At 51.8% G+C, this 19,202-nt stretch carries 17 protein-coding genes and 5 tRNA genes; 16 read left to right on the forward strand and 6 right to left on the reverse strand.

Annotated elements, in window-relative coordinates:
* Positions 1-72: 72 nt before the first annotated feature.
* The 16 genes from mltB (at position 73) to GUC46_RS05240 (ending at position 13,199) form a co-directional block, all read left to right on the forward strand.
* Complete coding sequence (gene mltB / locus GUC46_RS05165; protein ID WP_003037336.1) at positions 73-1,152, forward strand: lytic murein transglycosylase B; 1,080 nt, start codon at positions 73-75, stop codon at positions 1,150-1,152.
* A gap of 192 nt (positions 1,153-1,344) precedes the next feature.
* Positions 1,345-1,842 (forward strand): nicotinamide-nucleotide amidase, encoded by a 498-nt coding sequence (gene pncC, locus GUC46_RS05170; protein ID WP_003037333.1) that lies wholly within the window; start codon positions 1,345-1,347, stop codon positions 1,840-1,842.
* Positions 1,843-1,934: 92 nt separating this feature from the next.
* A complete protein-coding gene (gene recA, locus GUC46_RS05175) occupies positions 1,935-2,999 on the forward strand; it encodes a recombinase RecA (protein ID WP_003037330.1) in 1,065 nt (354 codons plus the stop codon).
* Between the two features lie 86 nt (positions 3,000-3,085).
* A complete protein-coding gene (gene recX, locus GUC46_RS05180) occupies positions 3,086-3,586 on the forward strand; it encodes a recombination regulator RecX (RefSeq protein ID WP_003037326.1) in 501 nt (166 codons plus the stop codon).
* Positions 3,587-3,714: 128 nt separating this feature from the next.
* Positions 3,715-6,342: an alanine--tRNA ligase gene (gene alaS, locus GUC46_RS05185; protein ID WP_130715430.1), complete on the forward strand. Its 2,628-nt coding sequence runs from the start codon at positions 3,715-3,717 to the stop codon at positions 6,340-6,342.
* 237 nt (positions 6,343-6,579) lie between these two features.
* Positions 6,580-6,765: a carbon storage regulator CsrA gene (csrA, locus tag GUC46_RS05190; RefSeq protein ID WP_000906486.1), complete on the forward strand. Its 186-nt coding sequence runs from the start codon at positions 6,580-6,582 to the stop codon at positions 6,763-6,765.
* A 346-nt stretch (positions 6,766-7,111) separates the two neighbouring features.
* Positions 7,112-7,204: transfer RNA gene (locus tag GUC46_RS05195), tRNA-Ser, on the forward strand.
* 3 nt (positions 7,205-7,207) lie between these two features.
* Positions 7,208-7,284, forward strand: a tRNA-Arg gene (locus tag GUC46_RS05200).
* 90 nt (positions 7,285-7,374) lie between these two features.
* Positions 7,375-7,451: transfer RNA gene (locus tag GUC46_RS05205), tRNA-Arg, on the forward strand.
* Positions 7,452-7,622: 171 nt separating this feature from the next.
* Positions 7,623-7,699, forward strand: a tRNA-Arg gene (locus GUC46_RS05210).
* A gap of 171 nt (positions 7,700-7,870) precedes the next feature.
* Positions 7,871-7,947 (forward strand) — tRNA-Arg (locus GUC46_RS05215).
* A gap of 247 nt (positions 7,948-8,194) precedes the next feature.
* Complete coding sequence (yqaB, locus tag GUC46_RS05220; RefSeq protein WP_032949892.1) at positions 8,195-8,761, forward strand: fructose-1-phosphate/6-phosphogluconate phosphatase; 567 nt, start codon at positions 8,195-8,197, stop codon at positions 8,759-8,761.
* Positions 8,758-9,186, forward strand: a complete 429-nt coding sequence (locus GUC46_RS05225) for a YqaA family protein (protein ID WP_003839664.1) — start codon at positions 8,758-8,760, stop codon at positions 9,184-9,186. The genes yqaB and GUC46_RS05225 overlap by 4 nt, the downstream gene beginning before the upstream one ends.
* A 77-nt stretch (positions 9,187-9,263) precedes the next feature.
* Positions 9,264-10,820 (forward strand): glutamate--cysteine ligase, encoded by a 1,557-nt coding sequence (gene gshA / locus GUC46_RS05230; protein WP_003037314.1) that lies wholly within the window; start codon positions 9,264-9,266, stop codon positions 10,818-10,820.
* 149 nt (positions 10,821-10,969) lie between these two features.
* Positions 10,970-11,485 (forward strand): S-ribosylhomocysteine lyase, encoded by a 516-nt coding sequence (gene luxS / locus GUC46_RS05235; RefSeq protein WP_003037312.1) that lies wholly within the window; start codon positions 10,970-10,972, stop codon positions 11,483-11,485.
* A 346-nt stretch (positions 11,486-11,831) separates the two neighbouring features.
* Entirely contained in the window at positions 11,832-13,199 is a 1,368-nt protein-coding gene (locus GUC46_RS05240; protein ID WP_048232664.1) for a carbohydrate porin, read from the forward strand.
* 48 nt (positions 13,200-13,247) lie between these two features.
* On the opposite strand, the gene emrB is transcribed toward GUC46_RS05240, so the two are convergent.
* The 6 genes from emrB to GUC46_RS05270 form a co-directional block, all read right to left on the reverse strand.
* Entirely contained in the window at positions 13,248-14,786 is a 1,539-nt protein-coding gene (gene emrB / locus GUC46_RS05245; RefSeq protein ID WP_003037306.1) for a multidrug efflux MFS transporter permease subunit EmrB, read from the reverse strand.
* A 16-nt stretch (positions 14,787-14,802) separates the two neighbouring features.
* On the reverse strand, positions 14,803-15,975 hold the full coding sequence (emrA, locus tag GUC46_RS05250; RefSeq protein ID WP_016150872.1) for a multidrug efflux MFS transporter periplasmic adaptor subunit EmrA: 1,173 nt from the start codon (positions 15,973-15,975) through the stop codon (positions 14,803-14,805).
* Positions 15,976-16,105: 130 nt separating this feature from the next.
* Positions 16,106-16,636 (reverse strand): multidrug efflux transporter EmrAB transcriptional repressor EmrR, encoded by a 531-nt coding sequence (gene emrR, locus GUC46_RS05255; protein WP_003037300.1) that lies wholly within the window; start codon positions 16,634-16,636, stop codon positions 16,106-16,108.
* 90 nt (positions 16,637-16,726) lie between these two features.
* Positions 16,727-17,062, reverse strand: a complete 336-nt coding sequence (ygaH, locus tag GUC46_RS05260) for an L-valine transporter subunit YgaH (RefSeq protein ID WP_003037297.1) — start codon at positions 17,060-17,062, stop codon at positions 16,727-16,729.
* Complete coding sequence (locus GUC46_RS05265; RefSeq protein WP_130715431.1) at positions 17,052-17,789, reverse strand: AzlC family ABC transporter permease; 738 nt, start codon at positions 17,787-17,789, stop codon at positions 17,052-17,054. The genes ygaH and GUC46_RS05265 overlap by 11 nt, the downstream gene beginning before the upstream one ends.
* A 122-nt stretch (positions 17,790-17,911) precedes the next feature.
* Positions 17,912-19,096: an MFS transporter gene (locus tag GUC46_RS05270; protein WP_044713351.1), complete on the reverse strand. Its 1,185-nt coding sequence runs from the start codon at positions 19,094-19,096 to the stop codon at positions 17,912-17,914.
* Positions 19,097-19,202: the final 106 nt, after the last annotated feature.

Below are 19,202 nucleotides of genomic sequence, written 5' to 3' on the forward strand. Positions count from 1 at the left end.
TACCGCTTCCTTGTATGGCGGAGGATGCTTTACCATACTTCTCCCAGGCTGAATTTGTTTAATGGATGTCTCATGTTCAAGCGTCGTTATGTAGCGTTACTCCCCCTTTTCGTACTGCTCGCTGCCTGTAGCAGCAAACCTAAACCTTCAGAGACTCAAACGACTACGGGTGCTCCATCCGGCGGCTTCCTGCTTGAGCCACAGCACAACGTCATGCAAACGGGCGGCGATTTTGCCAATAATCCGAACGCGCAACAGTTCATTGAGAAAATGGTGAACAAGCACGGCTTTGACCGCCAGCAGCTGCAGGAGATCCTGTCGCAGGCCAAGCGTCTGGACTCGGTATTGCGTTTGATGGACCGCCAGGCACCGACGACTCAACCGCCTGCCGGACCTAACGGCGCATGGCTGCGCTATCGCAAACAGTTCATCACACCTGACAACGTGCAAAACGGCGTGGCTTTCTGGAATCAATATGAAGATGCGTTGAACCGTGCGTGGCAGGTCTACGGAGTTCCGCCGGAAATTATTGTCGGTATTATTGGTGTAGAGACTCGCTGGGGCCGCGTGATGGGTAAAACGCGGATTCTGGATGCGCTGGCGACGCTGTCGTTTAACTATCCTCGTCGTGCGGAATACTTCTCTGGTGAACTGGAAACCTTCCTGCTGATGGCGCGAGATGAAAGCGACGATCCGCTCGATTTGAAAGGTTCTTTCGCGGGGGCAATGGGATACGGCCAGTTTATGCCGTCTTCCTATAAACAATATGCCGTTGATTTCAATGGCGATGGACACATTAACCTGTGGGATCCGGTTGATGCCATCGGTAGTGTGGCGAACTACTTCAAGGGCCACGGCTGGGTGAAAGGCGATACGGTCGCGGTTCCGGCAAATGGTCAGGCACCTGGGCTTGCGAACGGCTTTAAAACCCAGTACAGCATTTCTCAGCTTGCTGCCGCGGGTCTGACGCCGCAGCAGTCGTTGGGGAATCATCAGCAGGCCAGCCTGCTGCGCCTGGATATTGGCACGGGTTATCAGTACTGGTACGGACTGCCGAACTTCTACACGATTACCCGCTATAACCACAGCACGCATTACGCGATGGCAGTCTGGCAGTTAGGTCAGGCGGTGGCGCTGGCGCGCGTACAGTAATCGCTCCACCGGCCTACCGGAAGATATCTCTGGTAGGCCGGATAAGATGTTCTGGCATCGCCATCCGGCAGGTCTTATTTGTGCAACGGAGCAATTTTTGGAATCCCCCTCGTAAAACGTTCTCCCCATCCCCACATTGGTCATGAAAGTGCTATCTTGTCCGGCATATTTTTTTAACTGACAGAGGCTGAAATGACCGACAGTGAACTGATGCAGTTAAGCGAGCAGGTTGGCCTGGCGCTGAAAGCGCGCGGGGCAACCGTGACGACGGCGGAATCCTGCACCGGCGGCTGGGTAGCCAAAGCGATTACGGATATTGCCGGAAGCTCCGCCTGGTTTGAACGTGGGTTTGTGACCTACAGCAATGAAGCCAAAGCGCAGATGATTGGCGTGCGCGAAGAGACGCTGGCCCAGCATGGCGCGGTGAGTGAGCCTGTGGTGGTAGAGATGGCGATAGGCGCGTTAAAAGCCGCCCGTGCGCATTTCGCTGTTTCGATAAGCGGTATTGCGGGGCCGGATGGCGGTAGCGAAGAAAAACCTGTGGGAACGGTATGGTTTGCCTTTGCCAGCGCGAGCGGCGAGGGGATTACCCGCCGGGAATGCTTTAGCGGCGATCGCGATGCGGTCCGTCGACAGGCAACCGCCTACGCGTTACAAACCCTGTGGCAACAATTTCTACAAAATACTTGATACTGTATGAGCATACAGTATAATTGCCTCAACAGAACATTATCTATCACGTTTCGCGGTTTAACCCGAAAGCGGCATGACAGGAGTAATTAATGGCTATCGACGAAAACAAACAGAAAGCGTTGGCGGCAGCGCTGGGTCAGATCGAAAAGCAATTCGGTAAAGGCTCCATCATGCGCCTGGGTGAAGACCGTTCCATGGATGTGGAAACTATCTCCACCGGTTCGCTTTCTTTGGATATCGCATTGGGCGCGGGCGGTTTGCCAATGGGCCGTATCGTCGAAATCTACGGGCCTGAATCCTCCGGTAAAACAACGCTGACCCTGCAGGTTATTGCCGCTGCGCAGCGTGAAGGTAAAACCTGTGCATTTATCGATGCAGAACACGCACTGGACCCGGTCTATGCCCGTAAGCTTGGCGTTGATATCGATAACCTACTGTGTTCTCAGCCGGATACCGGTGAACAAGCGCTGGAAATTTGTGATGCACTGGCGCGCTCCGGTGCGGTTGACGTTATCGTTGTCGACTCCGTTGCCGCATTGACGCCGAAGGCAGAAATCGAAGGCGAGATTGGCGACTCTCACATGGGCCTTGCGGCGCGTATGATGAGCCAGGCGATGCGTAAGCTGGCCGGTAACCTGAAGCAGTCCAACACGCTGCTGATTTTCATCAACCAGATCCGTATGAAGATTGGCGTTATGTTCGGTAACCCGGAAACGACCACCGGTGGTAACGCCCTGAAATTCTATGCGTCTGTTCGTCTGGATATCCGTCGTATTGGTGCGGTGAAAGAAGGTGACAACGTGGTTGGCAGCGAAACCCGCGTTAAGGTTGTGAAAAATAAAATTGCAGCGCCGTTCAAACAGGCTGAATTCCAGATCCTTTACGGTGAAGGCATCAACTTCTACGGCGAACTGGTTGACCTGGGCGTGAAAGAGAAGCTGATTGAAAAAGCTGGTGCATGGTACAGCTACAACGGTGAGAAAATCGGTCAGGGTAAAGCGAATGCGACCAACTGGCTGAAAGAAAACCCGGCAACTGCGAAAGAAATTGAGAAGAAATTACGTGAGCTACTGCTCAATAACCAGGATTCAACGCCTGATTTCTCCGTTGATGACAGCGGCGAAGACGTAAAAGAAACGAACGAAGATTTCTGATAATCTGTTTTGAATCGCATGTTTTGAATCGCATATAGTAAAGGGCTGCATATCATGCAGCCCTTTTTCATTTCTGAAGGCTTACTATGACAGAAGCAACTTCCCGCCGTTCCGCTTATTCCCGACTGCTTGACCGCGCCGTACGTATTCTGGCGATGCGCGATCACAGCGAGCAGGAACTGCGGCGCAAGCTGGCCGCTCCGGTGATGGGGAAAAATGGACCAGAAGAAATTGATGCCACGCCGGAGGATTACGACAAGGTCATCGCCTGGTGTATTGAAAGTCGTTATCTGGATGATGATCGCTTCGTGCAGCAGTTTATCGCCAGCCGTAGCCGCAAAGGTTATGGACCTGCCCGGGTGCGCCAGGAATTAAACCAAAAAGGGATCACGCGTGAAGCTATCGAGCGGGCCATGCGTGAGTGCGAAATTGACTGGGCAGTGCTTGCGCGTGAGCAGGCCATTCGGAAGTACGGTGAACCTTTACCTGTCGATTTTTCAGATAAGGTAAAGGTCCAGCGTTTTTTGCTCTATCGCGGCTATCTGATGGAAGATATTCAGGCAATATGGCGAAATTTTGACGATTGACCGCATACGGGATTTTACTTCCCAGTAAAGAAAACTTATCTTATTCCCACTTTTCGATTGCCAGAGGCGCAGTTTGCTTGCCGATGCTGGTAATGACATTTCGTTAGCTTGATTTCTTCAGGATAATTATGAGCAAGAGCACCGCTGAGATCCGTCAGGCGTTTCTCGATTTTTTCCATAGTAAAGGACACCAGGTAGTTGCCAGCAGCTCCCTGGTACCGAACAATGACCCTACTTTGTTGTTTACCAACGCCGGGATGAACCAGTTCAAGGATGTTTTCCTTGGCCTCGACAAGCGTAATTATTCCCGCGCAACCACCTCGCAGCGTTGTGTACGTGCGGGTGGTAAGCACAATGACCTGGAAAACGTCGGTTACACTGCACGTCACCACACTTTCTTCGAAATGCTGGGCAACTTCAGCTTCGGCGATTACTTCAAACACGATGCTATTCAATATGCATGGGAACTGCTGACCGGTGAAAACTGGTTTGCCCTGCCAAAAGAGCGTCTGTGGGTCACCGTCTATGAAACTGACGATGAAGCCTATGAAATCTGGGAAAAAGAAGTCGGTATTCCGCGCGAACGTATCATCCGCATAGGTGATAACAAAGGTGCGGCTTATGCTTCCGACAACTTCTGGCAGATGGGTGATACCGGTCCTTGTGGTCCATGCACCGAAATTTTCTACGACCACGGCGACCATATCTGGGGTGGGCCTCCGGGAAGCGCAGAAGAAGATGGCGATCGCTACATTGAGATTTGGAACATCGTCTTCATGCAGTTCAACCGTCAGGCTGACGGCACCATGGAACCGCTGCCGAAACCGTCCGTGGATACCGGTATGGGTCTGGAGCGTATTGCGGCCGTGCTGCAACACGTTAACTCCAACTATGAAATCGACCTGTTCCGTTCACTGATTGAGTCCGTGGCGAAAGTCACCGGCGCGACCGATCTGAGCAACAAGTCGCTGCGCGTTATCGCCGACCATATCCGTTCCTGTGCGTTCCTGATTGCCGATGGTGTTGTGCCGTCGAATGAAAACCGTGGCTATGTGCTGCGCCGTATCATTCGCCGCGCGGTACGTCATGGCAACATGCTAGGCGCGAAGGATACCTTCTTCTACAAGCTGGTTGGTCCGTTGGTGGACGTCATGGGCTCTGCTGGTGAAGAACTGAAGCGTCAGCAGGCTATGGTTGAGCAGGTTCTGAAAACCGAAGAAGAGCAGTTTGCGCGTACGCTGGAGCGTGGTCTGGCGCTGCTGGATGAAGAACTGGCAAAACTGTCTGGCGATACGCTGGACGGCGAAACCGCATTCCGTCTGTATGACACTTACGGTTTCCCTGTTGACCTGACGGCAGACGTTTGCCGCGAGCGTAACATTAAGGTTGATGAAGCTGGCTTTGAAGCTGCAATGGAAGAACAGCGCCGTCGTGCGCGTGAAGCCAGCGGTTTTGGCGCAGACTACAATGCAATGATTCGTGTTGATGGCGCCTCTGAATTTAAAGGCTACGAGCAGCTGGAACTGAACGGCAAAGTCACTGCGCTGTTTGTTGATGGTAAAGCGGTAGACGCAATTAACGCTGGTCAGGACGCTGTTGTCGTACTGGATCAGACGCCGTTCTATGCGGAATCTGGTGGTCAGGTTGGCGATAATGGTGAACTGAAAGGCGCAGGTTTTGCGTTTGCCGTTAGCGACACACAGAAATATGGCCAGGCCATTGGTCACATTGGCAAGCTGTCTGCGGGTTCTCTGAAAATTGGTGATGCAGTACAGGCTGATGTGGATGAAGCGCGTCGTGCGCGTATTCGCCTGAACCACTCCGCAACGCACCTGATGCACGCGGCGCTGCGCCAGGTTCTGGGCACACATGTGGCACAGAAAGGCTCGCTGGTTAACGATAAACTGCTGCGCTTCGACTTCTCTCATACCGAAGCGATGAAGCCTGCTGAAATCCGTGCTGTTGAAGATCTGGTGAATGCGCAAATCCGTCGCAACTTGCCGATTGAAACGAACATCATGGATCTCGAAGCGGCAAAAGCCAAAGGCGCAATGGCGCTGTTTGGCGAGAAATATGACGACCATGTGCGCGTTCTGAGCATGGGTGATTTCTCTACCGAACTGTGTGGCGGTACTCACGCCAGCCGTACGGGTGATATCGGTCTGTTCCGCATAGTGTCCGAGTCAGGTACTGCGGCAGGCGTTCGTCGTATCGAAGCGGTAACCGGTGAAGGCGCTATCCAAACCGTGCATGCTGAGAGCGATCGCTTAAGCGATGTTGCGCAGCTGCTGAAAGGCGATAGCCAGAATATCGCTGACAAAGTTCGTTCCGTGCTGGAGCGTACACGTCAACTGGAAAAAGAATTGCAGCAATTGAAGGAACAGGCTGCGGCGCAGGAGAGTGCAAATCTTTCCAGCAAAGCGGTTGATATCAACGGTGTGAAGCTGCTGGTCAGTGAACTCGCGGACGTTGAGCCGAAAATGTTGCGTACCATGGTTGATGATCTGAAAAATCAACTGGGGTCTACCGTTATCGTTCTGGCAACGGTAGTGGAAGGTAAGGTTTCTCTGATTGCGGGTGTGTCTAAGGACGTGACAGATCGCGTGAAAGCAGGGGAACTGGTTGGAATGGTCGCTCAGCAGGTCGGCGGTAAGGGTGGCGGTCGTCCGGACATGGCGCAAGCCGGTGGTACGGATGCAGCGGCTCTGCCTGCAGCGTTAGCCAGTGTGAAAGGCTGGGTCAGCGCAAAACTGTAATAACTATAAGCGTCAGCGCATGCCGAAACCCTAAGTTACGGCATGCGAATCAACGCTATCGACAATGATAAAGTCAGGTTGAAGTTGTGTATATCGGCTAAACTTAGGTTTAACAGAATGTGATGCCGTGACTGCTTACACTTAGGTGTTTGTCATCGCTTACTTTTTGGCGTTATATGATGGATAATGCCGGGATACAGAGAGACCCGACTCTTTTAATCTTTCAAGGAGCAAAGAATGCTGATTCTGACTCGTCGAGTTGGTGAGACCCTCATGATAGGCGATGAGGTCACCGTGACAGTTTTAGGGGTGAAGGGCAACCAGGTGCGCATTGGCGTAAACGCCCCGAAAGAAGTTTCTGTCCATCGTGAAGAGATCTACCAGCGTATCCAGGCTGAAAAATCCCAGCAGTCCAGTTACTAAGGTTTTCGCGTCTCACCTTTCTGGTGAGGCGCAACCTGATTGAGTCACCCTTTTTCTTCTCTTCTCTTCTCTTCTCTTCTTCGTCCTCCCCATTTTTTCGATTCTACTGGGCGTAATGCCTTTCCCGAGGAAGTTTCCGTTTGTTCACTGCTTCAGGAAATTGCCAATTTATCTGTTGATAAAACACTCTTTTTGCCGTTTTTGCAGACTAATTGCGCGTGAAATGTGCAAACGATAAAAGCTCTGGAAAAATTGTTTGACTTATAAGTCCCAGAAAGTAATATGTGCGCCACGCAGCGACGATGAGCAGAAACAAGTTCTTCGAAGCACTCGCAAGAGGCGTGTTGGTGAGGTGGCCGAGAGGCTGAAGGCGCTCCCCTGCTAAGGGAGTATGCGGTCAAAAGCTGCATCCGGGGTTCGAATCCCCGCCTCACCGCCATTTGCATCCGTAGCTCAGCTGGATAGAGTACTCGGCTACGAACCGAGCGGTCGGAGGTTCGAATCCTCCCGGATGCACCATCTTCTCTGCAATAACGCATTAGCGTTGTTACGGAAATCGATATCACTTTAGCAGCGATATCAAATCTGCAGTAAGTAAGTTTTCCTGATGCATCCGTAGCTCAGCTGGATAGAGTACTCGGCTACGAACCGAGCGGTCGGAGGTTCGAATCCTCCCGGATGCACCATATTCTCCGAGATAACAGCAAAACTGTTGTTTCATGGTCTGTGAGATAATCGCGAGCACCAGGGAGGATAACGTTGTTTCAGCAACGGCCCGCAGGGCGAGGCGCAGCCGAGTAATCCTCCCGGATGCACCATCTTCTTTGCAGTATCAGTAGTAATCAGCAATTCCCGATGCATCCGTAGCTCAGCTGGATAGAGTACTCGGCTACGAACCGAGCGGTCGGAGGTTCGAATCCTCCCGGATGCACCATCTTCTCCGAGATAGCAGCAAAACTGTTGTTTCATGGTCTGCGAGATAATCGCCAGTACCTGGGAGAATAACGTTGCTTCAGCAACGGCCCGCAGGGCGAGGCGCAGCCGAGCAATCCTCCCGGATGCACCATCTTCTTTGCAGTATCAGTAGTAAACAGCAATTCCCGATGCATCCGTAGCTCAGCTGGATAGAGTACTCGGCTACGAACCGAGCGGTCGGAGGTTCGAATCCTCCCGGATGCACCATCTTCTCCGAGATAGCAGCAAAACTGTTGTTTCATGGTCTGCGAGATAATCGCGAGCACCAGGAAGGATAACGTTGCTCCAGCAACGGCCCGCAGGGCGAACGCTAGTGAGTCATCCTCCCGGATGCACCATCTCCCCCTTTAAATTATTTCCACATACTCTCTGAACACCCTTCAATTCGCTGTCAGCGACAAAATCAATCAATTACGATAAAATAACGTCTGGTCATTCGGCTTGTGAGAAGACGATGTACGAACGTTATGCGGGTTTGATTTTTGATATGGATGGCACCATCCTGGATACTGAGCCAACGCACCGTAAGGCGTGGCATGAGGTATTGGGGCAATATGGGCTGCGGTTTGATGAACAAGCCATGGTCGCCCTCAACGGCTCCCCAACGTGGCGTATTGCCCAGTCGGTAATTGAATTGAATCATGCCGATCTTGACCCCCATGCCTTAGCGCGCGAGAAAACTGACAAGGTGAAAAGCATGTTGCTGGATAGCGTCCAGCCTCTGCCGTTGGTTGACGTCGTGAAAGCCTGGTATGGTCGCCGGCCTATGGCGGTAGGAACGGGGAGTGAAAGCGCAATTGCAGAAGCGCTGCTCGCTCACCTTGGACTGCGTCGCTATTTTGATGCTGTCGTCGCAGCCGATCACGTACAACGCCACAAACCTGCTCCTGATACGTTTTTGCTTTGTGCCGAACGTATGGGGGTTATTCCGGCTCGTTGCGTCGTGTTTGAAGATGCCGATTTTGGAATACAGGCGGCGCACGCTGCGGGAATGGACGCCGTGGATGTCCGGTTATTGTGAGTGATGGACTGTCGCTCCTGTCACTGTTTGCCAGTAGTTTTCTCAGCGCCACGCTATTACCCGGCAATTCTGAAGTTGTTTTAGTTGCTTTGCTGGTCTCCGGGATAAGTCATCCCTGGGTCTTAGTCTTAACAGCAACAATGGGTAATAGCCTTGGAGGGTTAACTAACGTTATCCTTGGGCGTTTCTTTCCTTTGCGTAAAACATCGCGCTGGCAAGAAAAAGCCACTGGCTGGCTGCGGCGCTATGGCGCTGTCACACTATTATTAAGCTGGATGCCGGTTGTAGGTGATTTATTATGCCTGTTAGCCGGGTGGATGCGCATCTCGTGGGGTCCAGTTCTCTTTTTCTTATGCCTTGGCAAGGCGCTGCGCTATGTTGTTGTCGCAGCGGTTACGACGCAAGGCATTATGTGGTGGCACTAATTGTGTTGTGAGATAGCCTTCAGGGTAACCAATACCATTATGCTAATTAAAACGATTTTGACAGGCGGGAGGTCAATTTGATCCCGGACGTATCACAGGCGCTGGCCTGGCTGGAAAACCATCCTCAGGCGTTAAAGGGGATTCAACGTGGTCTGGAGCGCGAAACGCTGCGTGTTAATGCAGATGGGTCATTAGCAACGACAGGCCATCCTGAGGTGTTAGGCTCAGCGCTAACGCATAAATGGATAACTACTGACTTTGCCGAGGCGCTGCTGGAATTTATCACTCCGCCAGGCGATGACATTGAGAAAATGCTCACATTCATGCGCGACCTGCATCGTTATACCGCCAGAAACCTTGGCGACGAGCGTATGTGGCCGTTGAGCATGCCTTGCTATATTGCCGAAGGCCAGGATATCGAACTGGCGCAGTATGGCACGTCGAACACCGGTCGCCTGAAGACGCTGTACCGTGAAGGCCTCAAAAACCGTTACGGTGCGTTGATGCAGACAATCTCGGGCGTACACTACAACTTCTCGCTGCCAATGGCTTTCTGGCAGGCGAAGTGCGGCGTAACCGAAGGCGAAGATGCTAAAGAGAAGATCTCCGCGGGCTACTTCCGTCTGATCCGCAACTACTACCGTTTTGGTTGGGTGATCCCGTATCTGTTTGGCGCCTCTCCGGCCATTTGTTCCTCTTTCCTGCAAGGAAAACCGACAACCCTGCCGTTTGAAAAAACCGATTGTGGAATGTATTACCTGCCGTACGCGACATCGCTGCGTCTGAGTGATTTGGGGTATACCAATAAGTCGCAAAGCAATCTTGGAATTACGTTTAACGATTTGCATGAGTATGTGGCAGGATTAAAGCGTGCGATTAAGACTCCTTCCGAGGAGTACGCGGCGATCGGTCTGGAGAAAGACGGTAAGCGTCTGCAAATCAACAGCAACGTTCTGCAGATTGAAAATGAGCTGTATGCGCCTATCCGCCCGAAACGCGTTACTCGTCGTGGTGAAACACCATCTGATGCGCTTCTGCGTGGCGGTATCGAGTACATCGAAGTACGCTCGCTGGATATCAACCCGTTCTCACCGATCGGCGTGGACGAGCAGCAGGTACGCTTCCTCGATCTGTTTATGGTCTGGTGTGCGCTGGCCGATGCCCCGGAAATGAGCAGTGATGAATTGCTGTGTACACGTAAAAACTGGAATCGTGTGATTCTCGAAGGGCGTAAGCCTGGACTGACGTTAGGTATTGGCTGTGAAACAGCCCAGTTCCCGCTGCCTAAGGTTGGGAAAGATTTGTTCCGCGATCTGAAACGCGTGGCACAAACGCTGGACAGCATCGATGGGGGAGAGGAGTATCAGAAGGTCTGTGATGAACTGGTTGTCTGTTTTGACAATCCTGAACTGACTTTCTCTGCCCGGATCCTACGGTCTATGATTGATGAAGGCATTGGCGGTACGGGCAAAGCGCTGGGTGAGGCTTACCGAAATCTGCTGCGTGAAGAGCCATTAGAAATATTGCAGGAAGCTGAATTTATTGCTGAAACCGAGGCTTCGAAGCGTCGTCAGCAGGAGATTGAAGCGGCTGATACTGAGCCGTTTAGCGTGTGGCTGGAAAAGCACGCTTGATACAAAAGAAAAAGGCCACTCGGGAGTGGCCAAAATTTCATCTCTGAAAACAGGGATGATGATAACAAATGCGCGTCTTTCATATACTCAGACTCGCCCCGGAACAAAGAGTTCAGATTATTTTTAAAAAATTTATCGGAGGTGGCTAAATGCCGTTGTTAGATAGTTTTACTGTCGATCACACCCGGATGGAAGCTCCCGCGGTCCGGGTTGCAAAAACGATGAACACCCCGCATGGCGACGCAATCACCGTGTTTGATCTGCGTTTCTGCATTCCGAACAAAGAAGTCATGCCTGAGAAAGGTATCCATACGCTGGAGCACCTGTTTGCAGGTTTTATGCGTAACCATCTGAACGGTAATGGCGTTGAGATTATTGATATCTCTCCGATGGGATGCCGTACCGGCTTCTACATGAGCCTGATTGGTACGCCGGACGAGCAGCGTGTTGCCGATGCGTGGAAAGCGGCAATGGCGGACGTGCTGAAAGTACAGGATCAGAACCAGATCCCGGAACTGAACGTTTACCAGTGCGGTACGTATCAGATGCACTCTCTTAGCGAAGCACAGGATATCGCGCGTCATATTCTGGAGCGTGATGTACGCGTGAACAGCAATGAAGAGCTGGCGCTGCCGAAAGAGAAATTGCAGGAACTGCATATTTAGTCTTATTGATTAGCTGTTCCAGTATTTAAATTAACCCCGGTTTATGTCCGGGGTTTTTTATTTCTTCATATAATCTATATCTATTATATTTACGACAGGAATATAATTTAAGCTAATTAATTGGTGACCTGTTAAATAACAAAACGTGATCTGGTAAACAGAAAATAATGGATAATTAACGATGCCAGCTCACACCGATCACATAAATCAAAAAACATAAATAATTAATAGAAAAACATAATGGAATACGCCAGATATCCAGGTAATAAAAAGACTCTTTTCATCGCTGGTGGATGGGGTTTTTATCAAATCTTATCTGGTATACATTAAACTTTAGGGATAAAAAATGAAGGTGAAATATTTAGCGCTTGTGGTCGGCGCTTGCTTTTCGCATAACCTTTGGGCAGCAAATACCGCTATTGAACAGCGTCTTGCTGAACTGGAGCAGCGCGTGATTAATGCCGAACAGCGAGCCGCAGATGCTGAATCGCAAATTCGCTCGCTGAGGCAGCAGCAGGTAGCCGCAGCGCCGACGGTGCAAGTACAATCTGCTGAACCCTCCGCCTCTACGGAAAATCCACCCAAGTTAACGCTATCCGGTTTTAGCGATATCAAGTTCTATGGCGACGTTGAGTTTAATATGGATGCGGCAAGCCGTTCTGGTAGCCTGACATCAACCAGAACTTCAGCAAATAAAGATTGGGCGCCGGGAACGAATGAACGTTGGGATATCAACGGGCGTCTGCTATTAGGGTTTGATGGCTACCAACGACTGAACAACGGTAATTTCGCCGGATTCTCAGTTCAGCCGCTGGCAGACCTGACCGGAAAAATGAATCTCGATGATGCAGTGTTCTTTTTTGGCCAGGAAAAAGACTGGCAAATTAAGGTCGGACGTTTTGAAGCGTACGATATGTTCCCGCTGAATCAGGATACGTTTATTGAATATTCAGGTAATACGGCGAATGATCTTTACAGTGATGGCTATGGCTATATTTATATGATGAAAGAGGGGCGTGGACGTAGCGACAGCGGCGGTAATTTCCTGATAAGTAAAACCATCGATAACTGGTATTTTGAAGTGAATACATTGATGGAAAATGGCAGTACGCTCTATACCGAGAAGCAGTACCACGGGATGGACTTAACCAATGATAAAAACGTGGCTTACGTGCGCCCGGTGATCGCCTGGCAAAACGGGCGTTTCTCGACGGCAGTGGCGATGGAAAGTAACGTCGTTAACAACGCCTACGGCTATTATGAGAACGGGAAGTGGATCGATCAGTCCGATCGTACGGGGTATGGTTTTACCATGACCTGGGACGGACAAAAAACCGATGCGGAAGACGGCGCGGTGATTAACCTGAATACTGCTTATATGGACGCGACCGATGAGACCGATTTTACCGCTGGGGTGAACGCGTTGTGGCATCGATTCGAACTGGGCTATATCTATGCGCATAACAACATTGACGCTTTCAATGCCACTAACCTGGAGGCCGTTTGCGAGGAAGACTGCTGGATCACCGATCCGGGCAGCTATGATATTCACACCATCCATGCCTCATACTTATTCCCTAACGTAATGAATATGAGAAACTTTAATATCTATCTCGGTGCTTATGCCTCATGGGTTGAGGCCGATCCGAACAATGGCGACAACAGCGAAGATGCACGTTACGGCGGACGCCTGAGATTCAAATATTATTTCTGATGCTGGCCACAATAAAAAAGGGATCCGCAGATCCCTTTTATCAGATAGTTAGTGCGCTCCGCCGCCGCCGCCGCCCGCGCCGAAGGGTGGTTTAGCGAACCACACCAGACCAAGCAAAACCAGGAAGATACCCGCCGACATCCAGAAGATTTCGTTGGCGGAAATAATCAGACCCTGATTAGTGATCTGCTGAGCTATCCACCCTGACGCCTGCTGGTGCGTCATCCCTAAATCCTGCAGCTTGTCGTACATTGCCTGAGCATTTGGGTTGTAGGGGTTAACAGATTCCGTTAGCTGAGCATGGTGCAGCGACTCACGGTTAGTCCACATCGTTGTTGTAATCGATGTACCAATAGAGCCAGCCAGCGTTCGCGTAAAGTTAGACAAGCTCGATGCAGCCGCCAGACGCTCAGGCGGTAAACCGGACAGCGTAATGGTCGTCAGCGGCATAAAGAAGCAGGCTACTGCGAACCCCTGAATAAACTGCGGCCAGGCCGATGCGCCAAAGTCCATACCCGGCTCGAACGTCCACGCGCGCCAGTAGAAACAGACGGCGTACATAATAAAACTGAACGTCACCAGCCGACGCATATCCAGCTTGTGCGCAAAGCGGCCGATAATTGGCGACAGGATCACCGGAATAATCCCTACCGGCGCGGACGCCAGACCAGCCCAGGTTGCCGTATAGCCGTAAACCTCCTGCAATAGCTGCGGCAGCAGGACGATGGCGCCGAAGTAGAGCATATAGGCCAGGCTAATACACAGGCAGCCGATGGTAAAGTTGCGCGACTTAAACAGCGAGAGATCGACAATCGGGTGCTCGTCGGTAAGTTCCCAGACGATCAGGAAGCTGATAGCAACCACTGCGACCACCGTCAGGATGATAATCTCCTGCGAGGCGAACCAGTCCAGCTCTTTGCCGCGGTCGAGCATAATCTGCAAACTGCCGATACCGATGACCAGCAGTGCCAGACCAATGGCGTCAATGCGCCGCTGCTCGGTTTTGGTTTCCCGGCCGCGCAGGGTTTGCAGGGTCATCAATACCACCGCAGCCCCGATTGGCACGTTGATAAAAAATATCCAGCCCCAGTGATAGTTGTCGCTGATATAGCCCCCCAGAATAGGACCACATATCGGGGCAACAATCACCGTCATCGACCATAGCGCGAGGGCGATGGAGCGCTTGGCGGGTGGATAGTTATTCAGCAACAGGCTCTGTGACAGCGGAATTAATGGACCGGCGACAATACCCTGGATTACGCGGAAGAAAATCAGCATGTTCAGGCTGGTGGACATCCCGCATGCCCATGACGCAATGACGAAGGCGATAGTTGACCACATAAAGAGTCTTACTTCGCCAAAGCGTTTTGCCAGCCAGCCGGTGATCGGAATAGAGATAGCGTTCGCTACCCCGAATGAGGTGATCACCCAGGTTCCCTGGCTCAATGAAGAGCCGAGGTTCCCGGCGATAGTGGGGATCGCCACGTTAGCAATGGTGGAGTCCAGCACCTGCATGAATGTCGCCAGGGACAGCGCGATCGTCATTATGACGAGCTGCGCGCCTTCCAGCGGTTTTTGCTGTTGCATCACACGCACCTTTGAATTAGCCCGCGTTGGCCCGCACGATCTCTTCGATCATCTTATTGACCGGAGCAAGGTCGATTTCACGTGCATTACTTTCTGATACCGGCGTGGTGCGGACCTGGCTTGCCAGAATTTGTCCGTCACGATTGGAGGTATCGACTGTAACCAGCGTAGACAAACCGATCCGCAGAGGATGCTGTGCCAGTTGCTGCGCATCCAGTTCGATACGCACCGGCAGACGCTGGACGACTTTGATCCAGTTACCGGTCGCGTTTTGTGCTGGCAGCAAGGAGAAGGCGCTGCCCGTTCCCATATCGAGGCCGACAACTTTACCGGTATATTTCACGTCATCGCCATAAATATCGCTGACAACCGTCGCGGGTTGGCCAATACGAATGTGGGCGAGCTGTGTTTCTTTGAAGTTGGCATCCACCCACAGGTTGGTGGCCGGAACAACCGCCATTAACGGCGTGGTTGGGCTAATCTGCGCACCAGGCTGTACGGCGCGACGGGATACATAACCGGTCATTGGGCTGACAATTCTGGTACGTTCCAGCGCCAGCCAGGCATCGCGCACTTCGGTGGCGGCCTGTTGTACGGCGGGTTGATCTTCCAGCTTGCTGCCGAGAATCATTGCCTGGTTAGCATTATATTGTTGGATTGCGACATCAAGCTGAGCCTGAGCGCTGGCGACGGCATCACGCGCATGTTGCAGCTCTTCGCGGCCAATCAGGTTGGCATTGCCCAGCGGGACACGGCGATTAAAATCGCTTTGTGCCTGCGTCAGAGCTGTTTTCTGCACTTCAATGTTGGCCTGTAACTGCTTGCTGTTGATCATCAACTGGTGCGTCTGACGCACGCTGGAGGCCAGCGCAGTTTTGGCTTTTTCAAATGCCTGTTTGGCATCTGTCTGGTCGAGGGTGACCAGCACATCGCCTTGTTTTACAAAGTCAGTGTTATCAGCCCAGACTTTCGTCACGCTGCCTGATACCTGCGCCATGATTTGAACCTGGTTCCCTGCCACGTACGCATCATCTGTATCTTCGTAATGACGCAGTACTAAAAACCAATAAATCCCATATGCCACGGCAATGATAATAAAGAGCAAGGTCAGAAGGAGAAGCAGACTTTTACGTTTGCCATTCTTCTTGACCGGTTGCTGCGGGGTTTGAGTCTCCGCATTTGCGCTCATGTTTTTCTCCACGATCTTCTTTTTATTCACATCGGCTGAGCCGACCTGTTTATCAGACAGGCCAGCAGTATGCGTGCTGGCCTGTCGGTTTTTTCATTTATAAATCTGGATTTCTGAGCGAGTCGACGCCTTAGCGCAGCGCTTCTAACACCGCGCCATCCTGCTCCATCTGATCAAGACGGGTCAGAAGTTTACGGGTAATTTGCTCAAGCTGATCTTTTTCGGTGGTGCTAAGAGACGACCAGAGCTGGTGCAGGCAATTATGCTGAGGCGGTAACACCTCTTGCAAAAATGCATGGCCTTTCTCGGTCAATTGCAGATGCAGACAGCGGCGATCGTTATCGCTTTCGCGACGTTCGATCCAGCCACGTTTTTCTAACTCATCCGCGATGCGGGTAGCGTTAGTACGTGACGAGCCAAGCGCACAACTCAGTTCAGAAGGCTGAATACTGTGGTTTTCCTGAGACTCCAGCGTAATCAACGCCATAAACAACGTCTCGTTAATCCCTTGAGCTTTCAGCATCTTATTGCGATTTTCCAGCAGCTTGCCCTGCATGTGCATGCATAGACGAGTCAGAAGCACTTCCTGATAAGGGAACTCTTCGTAGCGGCTGGCGCGAAATTTTAGCATTTGTTCAATGGGCGTAAACGAACTATCCATTTGGGTATAACCTCATTAATTTCAGCCGATATAGTAACGACAGTGACAAATAAAGTAAATGTATTATTAATTTAAAATGATTGTTTTTATCTATAAGACAACCAGCATTTTCCAGGCTAATCCATAGCCCAGAGCACTCAGTAACGTTGGAATGATGATGCTGCGGGTCTTATAGAAGCTTGCACCCAGTATGACAAACCCCACCAGAGTAGGCACGAACCGACGAGCGTCGTGCATCACTTCTGGCGCGGTAGACACCACCAGCAGGGCGCAAATTGATGTAATGCCAATAGTGTCGAGTAATATGCCCGTCGCGCCGCGCTTCGTCGGGCGAACATTGCCGACCCCAAGACGGAGCGGCAAATAGCGAAAACAGTAATTTACGCAGCCGACCAACAGGCCAAGTAGCAGAACTTCATAGCTCATCAGGACCTCCTTGCCAAAATGACTGGATGAGCGCCGTCAGGCATCCACAGACAATACCTGCAAGGATAGCGGCAGGGATGGAAAACAGCATGACGCCAGCCAGCGCCCCGGCCAGGGCCGCAGTCACGCAAAGCGCCTGTTTTCGTTGGAATGACGCGAGCAGGAAGCTCATAAACAGCGCCGGGAGCATGAAGCCCAGTGCCGCTTCAACCGCCGGGTAATCTATGAGTAAACCACTGCCGGAAAACGCGCCGAGCACCGTACCAAACACCCAGGAGGCCCAGGAGCATAGCGCAATGCCGATCATCCAGTTTTCACTCCAGCGCCGGTTATCCCGTACCAGTTTCGCCGTTGCAGCGGCAAAGACTTCATCGGTAAGGCCAAAAGCCCACAGCGCGCTTTTGGGTTTACTCAGTCGCTGGGCGATCCGACTACGCAGGGAAGGGCCGTACAAAACATGACGGACATCCATGGCCATGACGGTCAGCGCGGCGACCCACAGCGAACTGCCTGCGGCGAGCATGGTGGTAATGACAAACTGGCTGGCTCCCGCATAGATAATGCAGGAGAAAAAGACGCTTTCAACCGGCGTAAAGCCAAGGCGAGTGGCATTGAGACCAAATGCAAAAGCGACCGGAATATAGCTGATAACTATTGGCAGGCTGTCTTTGAATCCTTCCGTTAACGTTGCCGAACTGGATTCAGACTGGGGTACAGGGCTTTCCATAGGGTTATAGGTTTCATTACCGAAATTAATATAACTTGGTTCAATGAGTTATAACCTTAGCAGACTGATGGGCTCCTTAACACCCTGTGGAGCCCAATCAGCGGTAAACATGCGTTATACGCTTAATTTACGGCTTCCTGACGGTGAAAACCTCGCCACCAGACCAACAGGTTGAGTATGGCAACGGTCGTACCTGCCAGACAAACGCCAGCCCACCCGGCATGCTGCCAGGCAGAGGCTGAAATCAGCGAACCTGCCGCTCCGCCAATAAAATAGCTGGTCATGTATCCGGCGGTCAGGCGATTACGCGCGTCAGGATGAATGCGATAGATAACCGTCTGGTTGGTGATGTGCACTCCCTGAACGGTGAGGTCCAACACCAGAATACCGATAATCAGCATGGGGACTGAAGCATGCCCAAACCAAATAGCAAGCCAGGAGAGCAGTAGTAACAGCAGCCCCATGGTTGTGGTCAGGTGGGATTTACCTTTATCGGCAAAACCGCCCGCCGGACGTGCGCCTAACGCCCCTGCGGCACCCGCCAGACCGAACAGACCAATCATTCCTTCCGAATAGTTAAACGGCGGCGCGGCGAGCAAAAATGCCATCGAGGTCCACAGAATACTGAAATTGGCAAAAGTCAGGCAGCCCAGCATCGCGCGGGTACGCAGCAATTTATCGTTAATAAACAGGCTGAATACGGAGCCTAACAGCTGCGGATAGTTGAGATGGGTATCGGATTTCATCTTCGGCAGGCCGCGCCACAGTGCAACCGCCATCAGCGCCATTAATACTGATGCGACCCAAAATACAGTGCGCCAGCCGCCAAGATTCGCCAGTAATCCCGCCACGGTTCGCGCCAGTAGAATACCTAGCAAAAGGCCGCTCATAATCGTGCCGACGACCTTACCGCGCTTGTCCGGTGTGGCAAGTGTTGCCGCCAGCGGAACCAAAATCTGTGCCACGACCGAGAACAGCCCGGTCAGGGCAGTACCAAGGATCAGCATACCCAGCGACTGGCTGCTGGCGGTGATCAGCATGCCACCAGCCGCTAACAGCGTCATGGAGACAATCAGCATCCGGCGTTCAAACATATCGCCGAGCGGCACTAAGAACAGCAGGCCGGCGGCGTAGCCGAGCTGGGCCGCGGTGACGATAAACCCTGCGGTACTGGCAGAGAGCGAAAAGTTGCGTGCGATGGTGTCGAGCAGCGGCTGCGCATAATAGTTACTGGCGACGGCGAGGCCGGTGGCGATAGACATTAACAGGATTAGCGAAGGGCTAAGTCCCTGAGTTGTTTTCGTCATGGTTTTCAACTGAATAATGGATTGCAGAAAACAATCATAACGGAAGTGATTAAATGTTGCTGATTTGTTGAGTGATGGATTGTGCGATTGGAGGAGGGTGGATAGG

Origin of the sequence: Citrobacter sp. LUTT5 (assembly GCF_009905315.1) — a bacterium.
GTDB classification, from domain to species: Bacteria; Pseudomonadota; Gammaproteobacteria; order Enterobacterales; family Enterobacteriaceae; genus Citrobacter; species Citrobacter freundii.

Bases quoted from the DNA above. Each gene is read 5' to 3' on its own strand.
- mltB (WP_003037336.1), top strand. From the start codon at position 73: ATGTTCAAGCGTCGTTATGTAGCGTTACTCCCCCTTTTCGTACTGCTC.
- pncC (WP_003037333.1), top strand. From the start codon at position 1,345: ATGACCGACAGTGAACTGATGCAGTTAAGCGAGCAGGTTGGCCTGGCG.
- recA (WP_003037330.1), top strand. From the start codon at position 1,935: ATGGCTATCGACGAAAACAAACAGAAAGCGTTGGCGGCAGCGCTGGGT.
- recX (WP_003037326.1), top strand. From the start codon at position 3,086: ATGACAGAAGCAACTTCCCGCCGTTCCGCTTATTCCCGACTGCTTGAC.
- alaS (WP_130715430.1), top strand. From the start codon at position 3,715: ATGAGCAAGAGCACCGCTGAGATCCGTCAGGCGTTTCTCGATTTTTTC.
- csrA (WP_000906486.1), top strand. From the start codon at position 6,580: ATGCTGATTCTGACTCGTCGAGTTGGTGAGACCCTCATGATAGGCGAT.
- yqaB (WP_032949892.1), top strand. From the start codon at position 8,195: ATGTACGAACGTTATGCGGGTTTGATTTTTGATATGGATGGCACCATC.
- luxS (WP_003037312.1), top strand. From the start codon at position 10,970: ATGCCGTTGTTAGATAGTTTTACTGTCGATCACACCCGGATGGAAGCT.
- GUC46_RS05240 (WP_048232664.1), top strand. From the start codon at position 11,832: ATGAAGGTGAAATATTTAGCGCTTGTGGTCGGCGCTTGCTTTTCGCAT.
- emrB (WP_003037306.1), bottom strand. From the start codon at position 14,786: ATGCAACAGCAAAAACCGCTGGAAGGCGCGCAGCTCGTCATAATGACG.
- emrA (WP_016150872.1), bottom strand. From the start codon at position 15,975: ATGAGCGCAAATGCGGAGACTCAAACCCCGCAGCAACCGGTCAAGAAG.
- emrR (WP_003037300.1), bottom strand. From the start codon at position 16,636: ATGGATAGTTCGTTTACGCCCATTGAACAAATGCTAAAATTTCGCGCC.
- ygaH (WP_003037297.1), bottom strand. From the start codon at position 17,062: ATGAGCTATGAAGTTCTGCTACTTGGCCTGTTGGTCGGCTGCGTAAAT.
- GUC46_RS05265 (WP_130715431.1), bottom strand. From the start codon at position 17,789: ATGGAAAGCCCTGTACCCCAGTCTGAATCCAGTTCGGCAACGTTAACG.
- GUC46_RS05270 (WP_044713351.1), bottom strand. From the start codon at position 19,096: ATGACGAAAACAACTCAGGGACTTAGCCCTTCGCTAATCCTGTTAATG.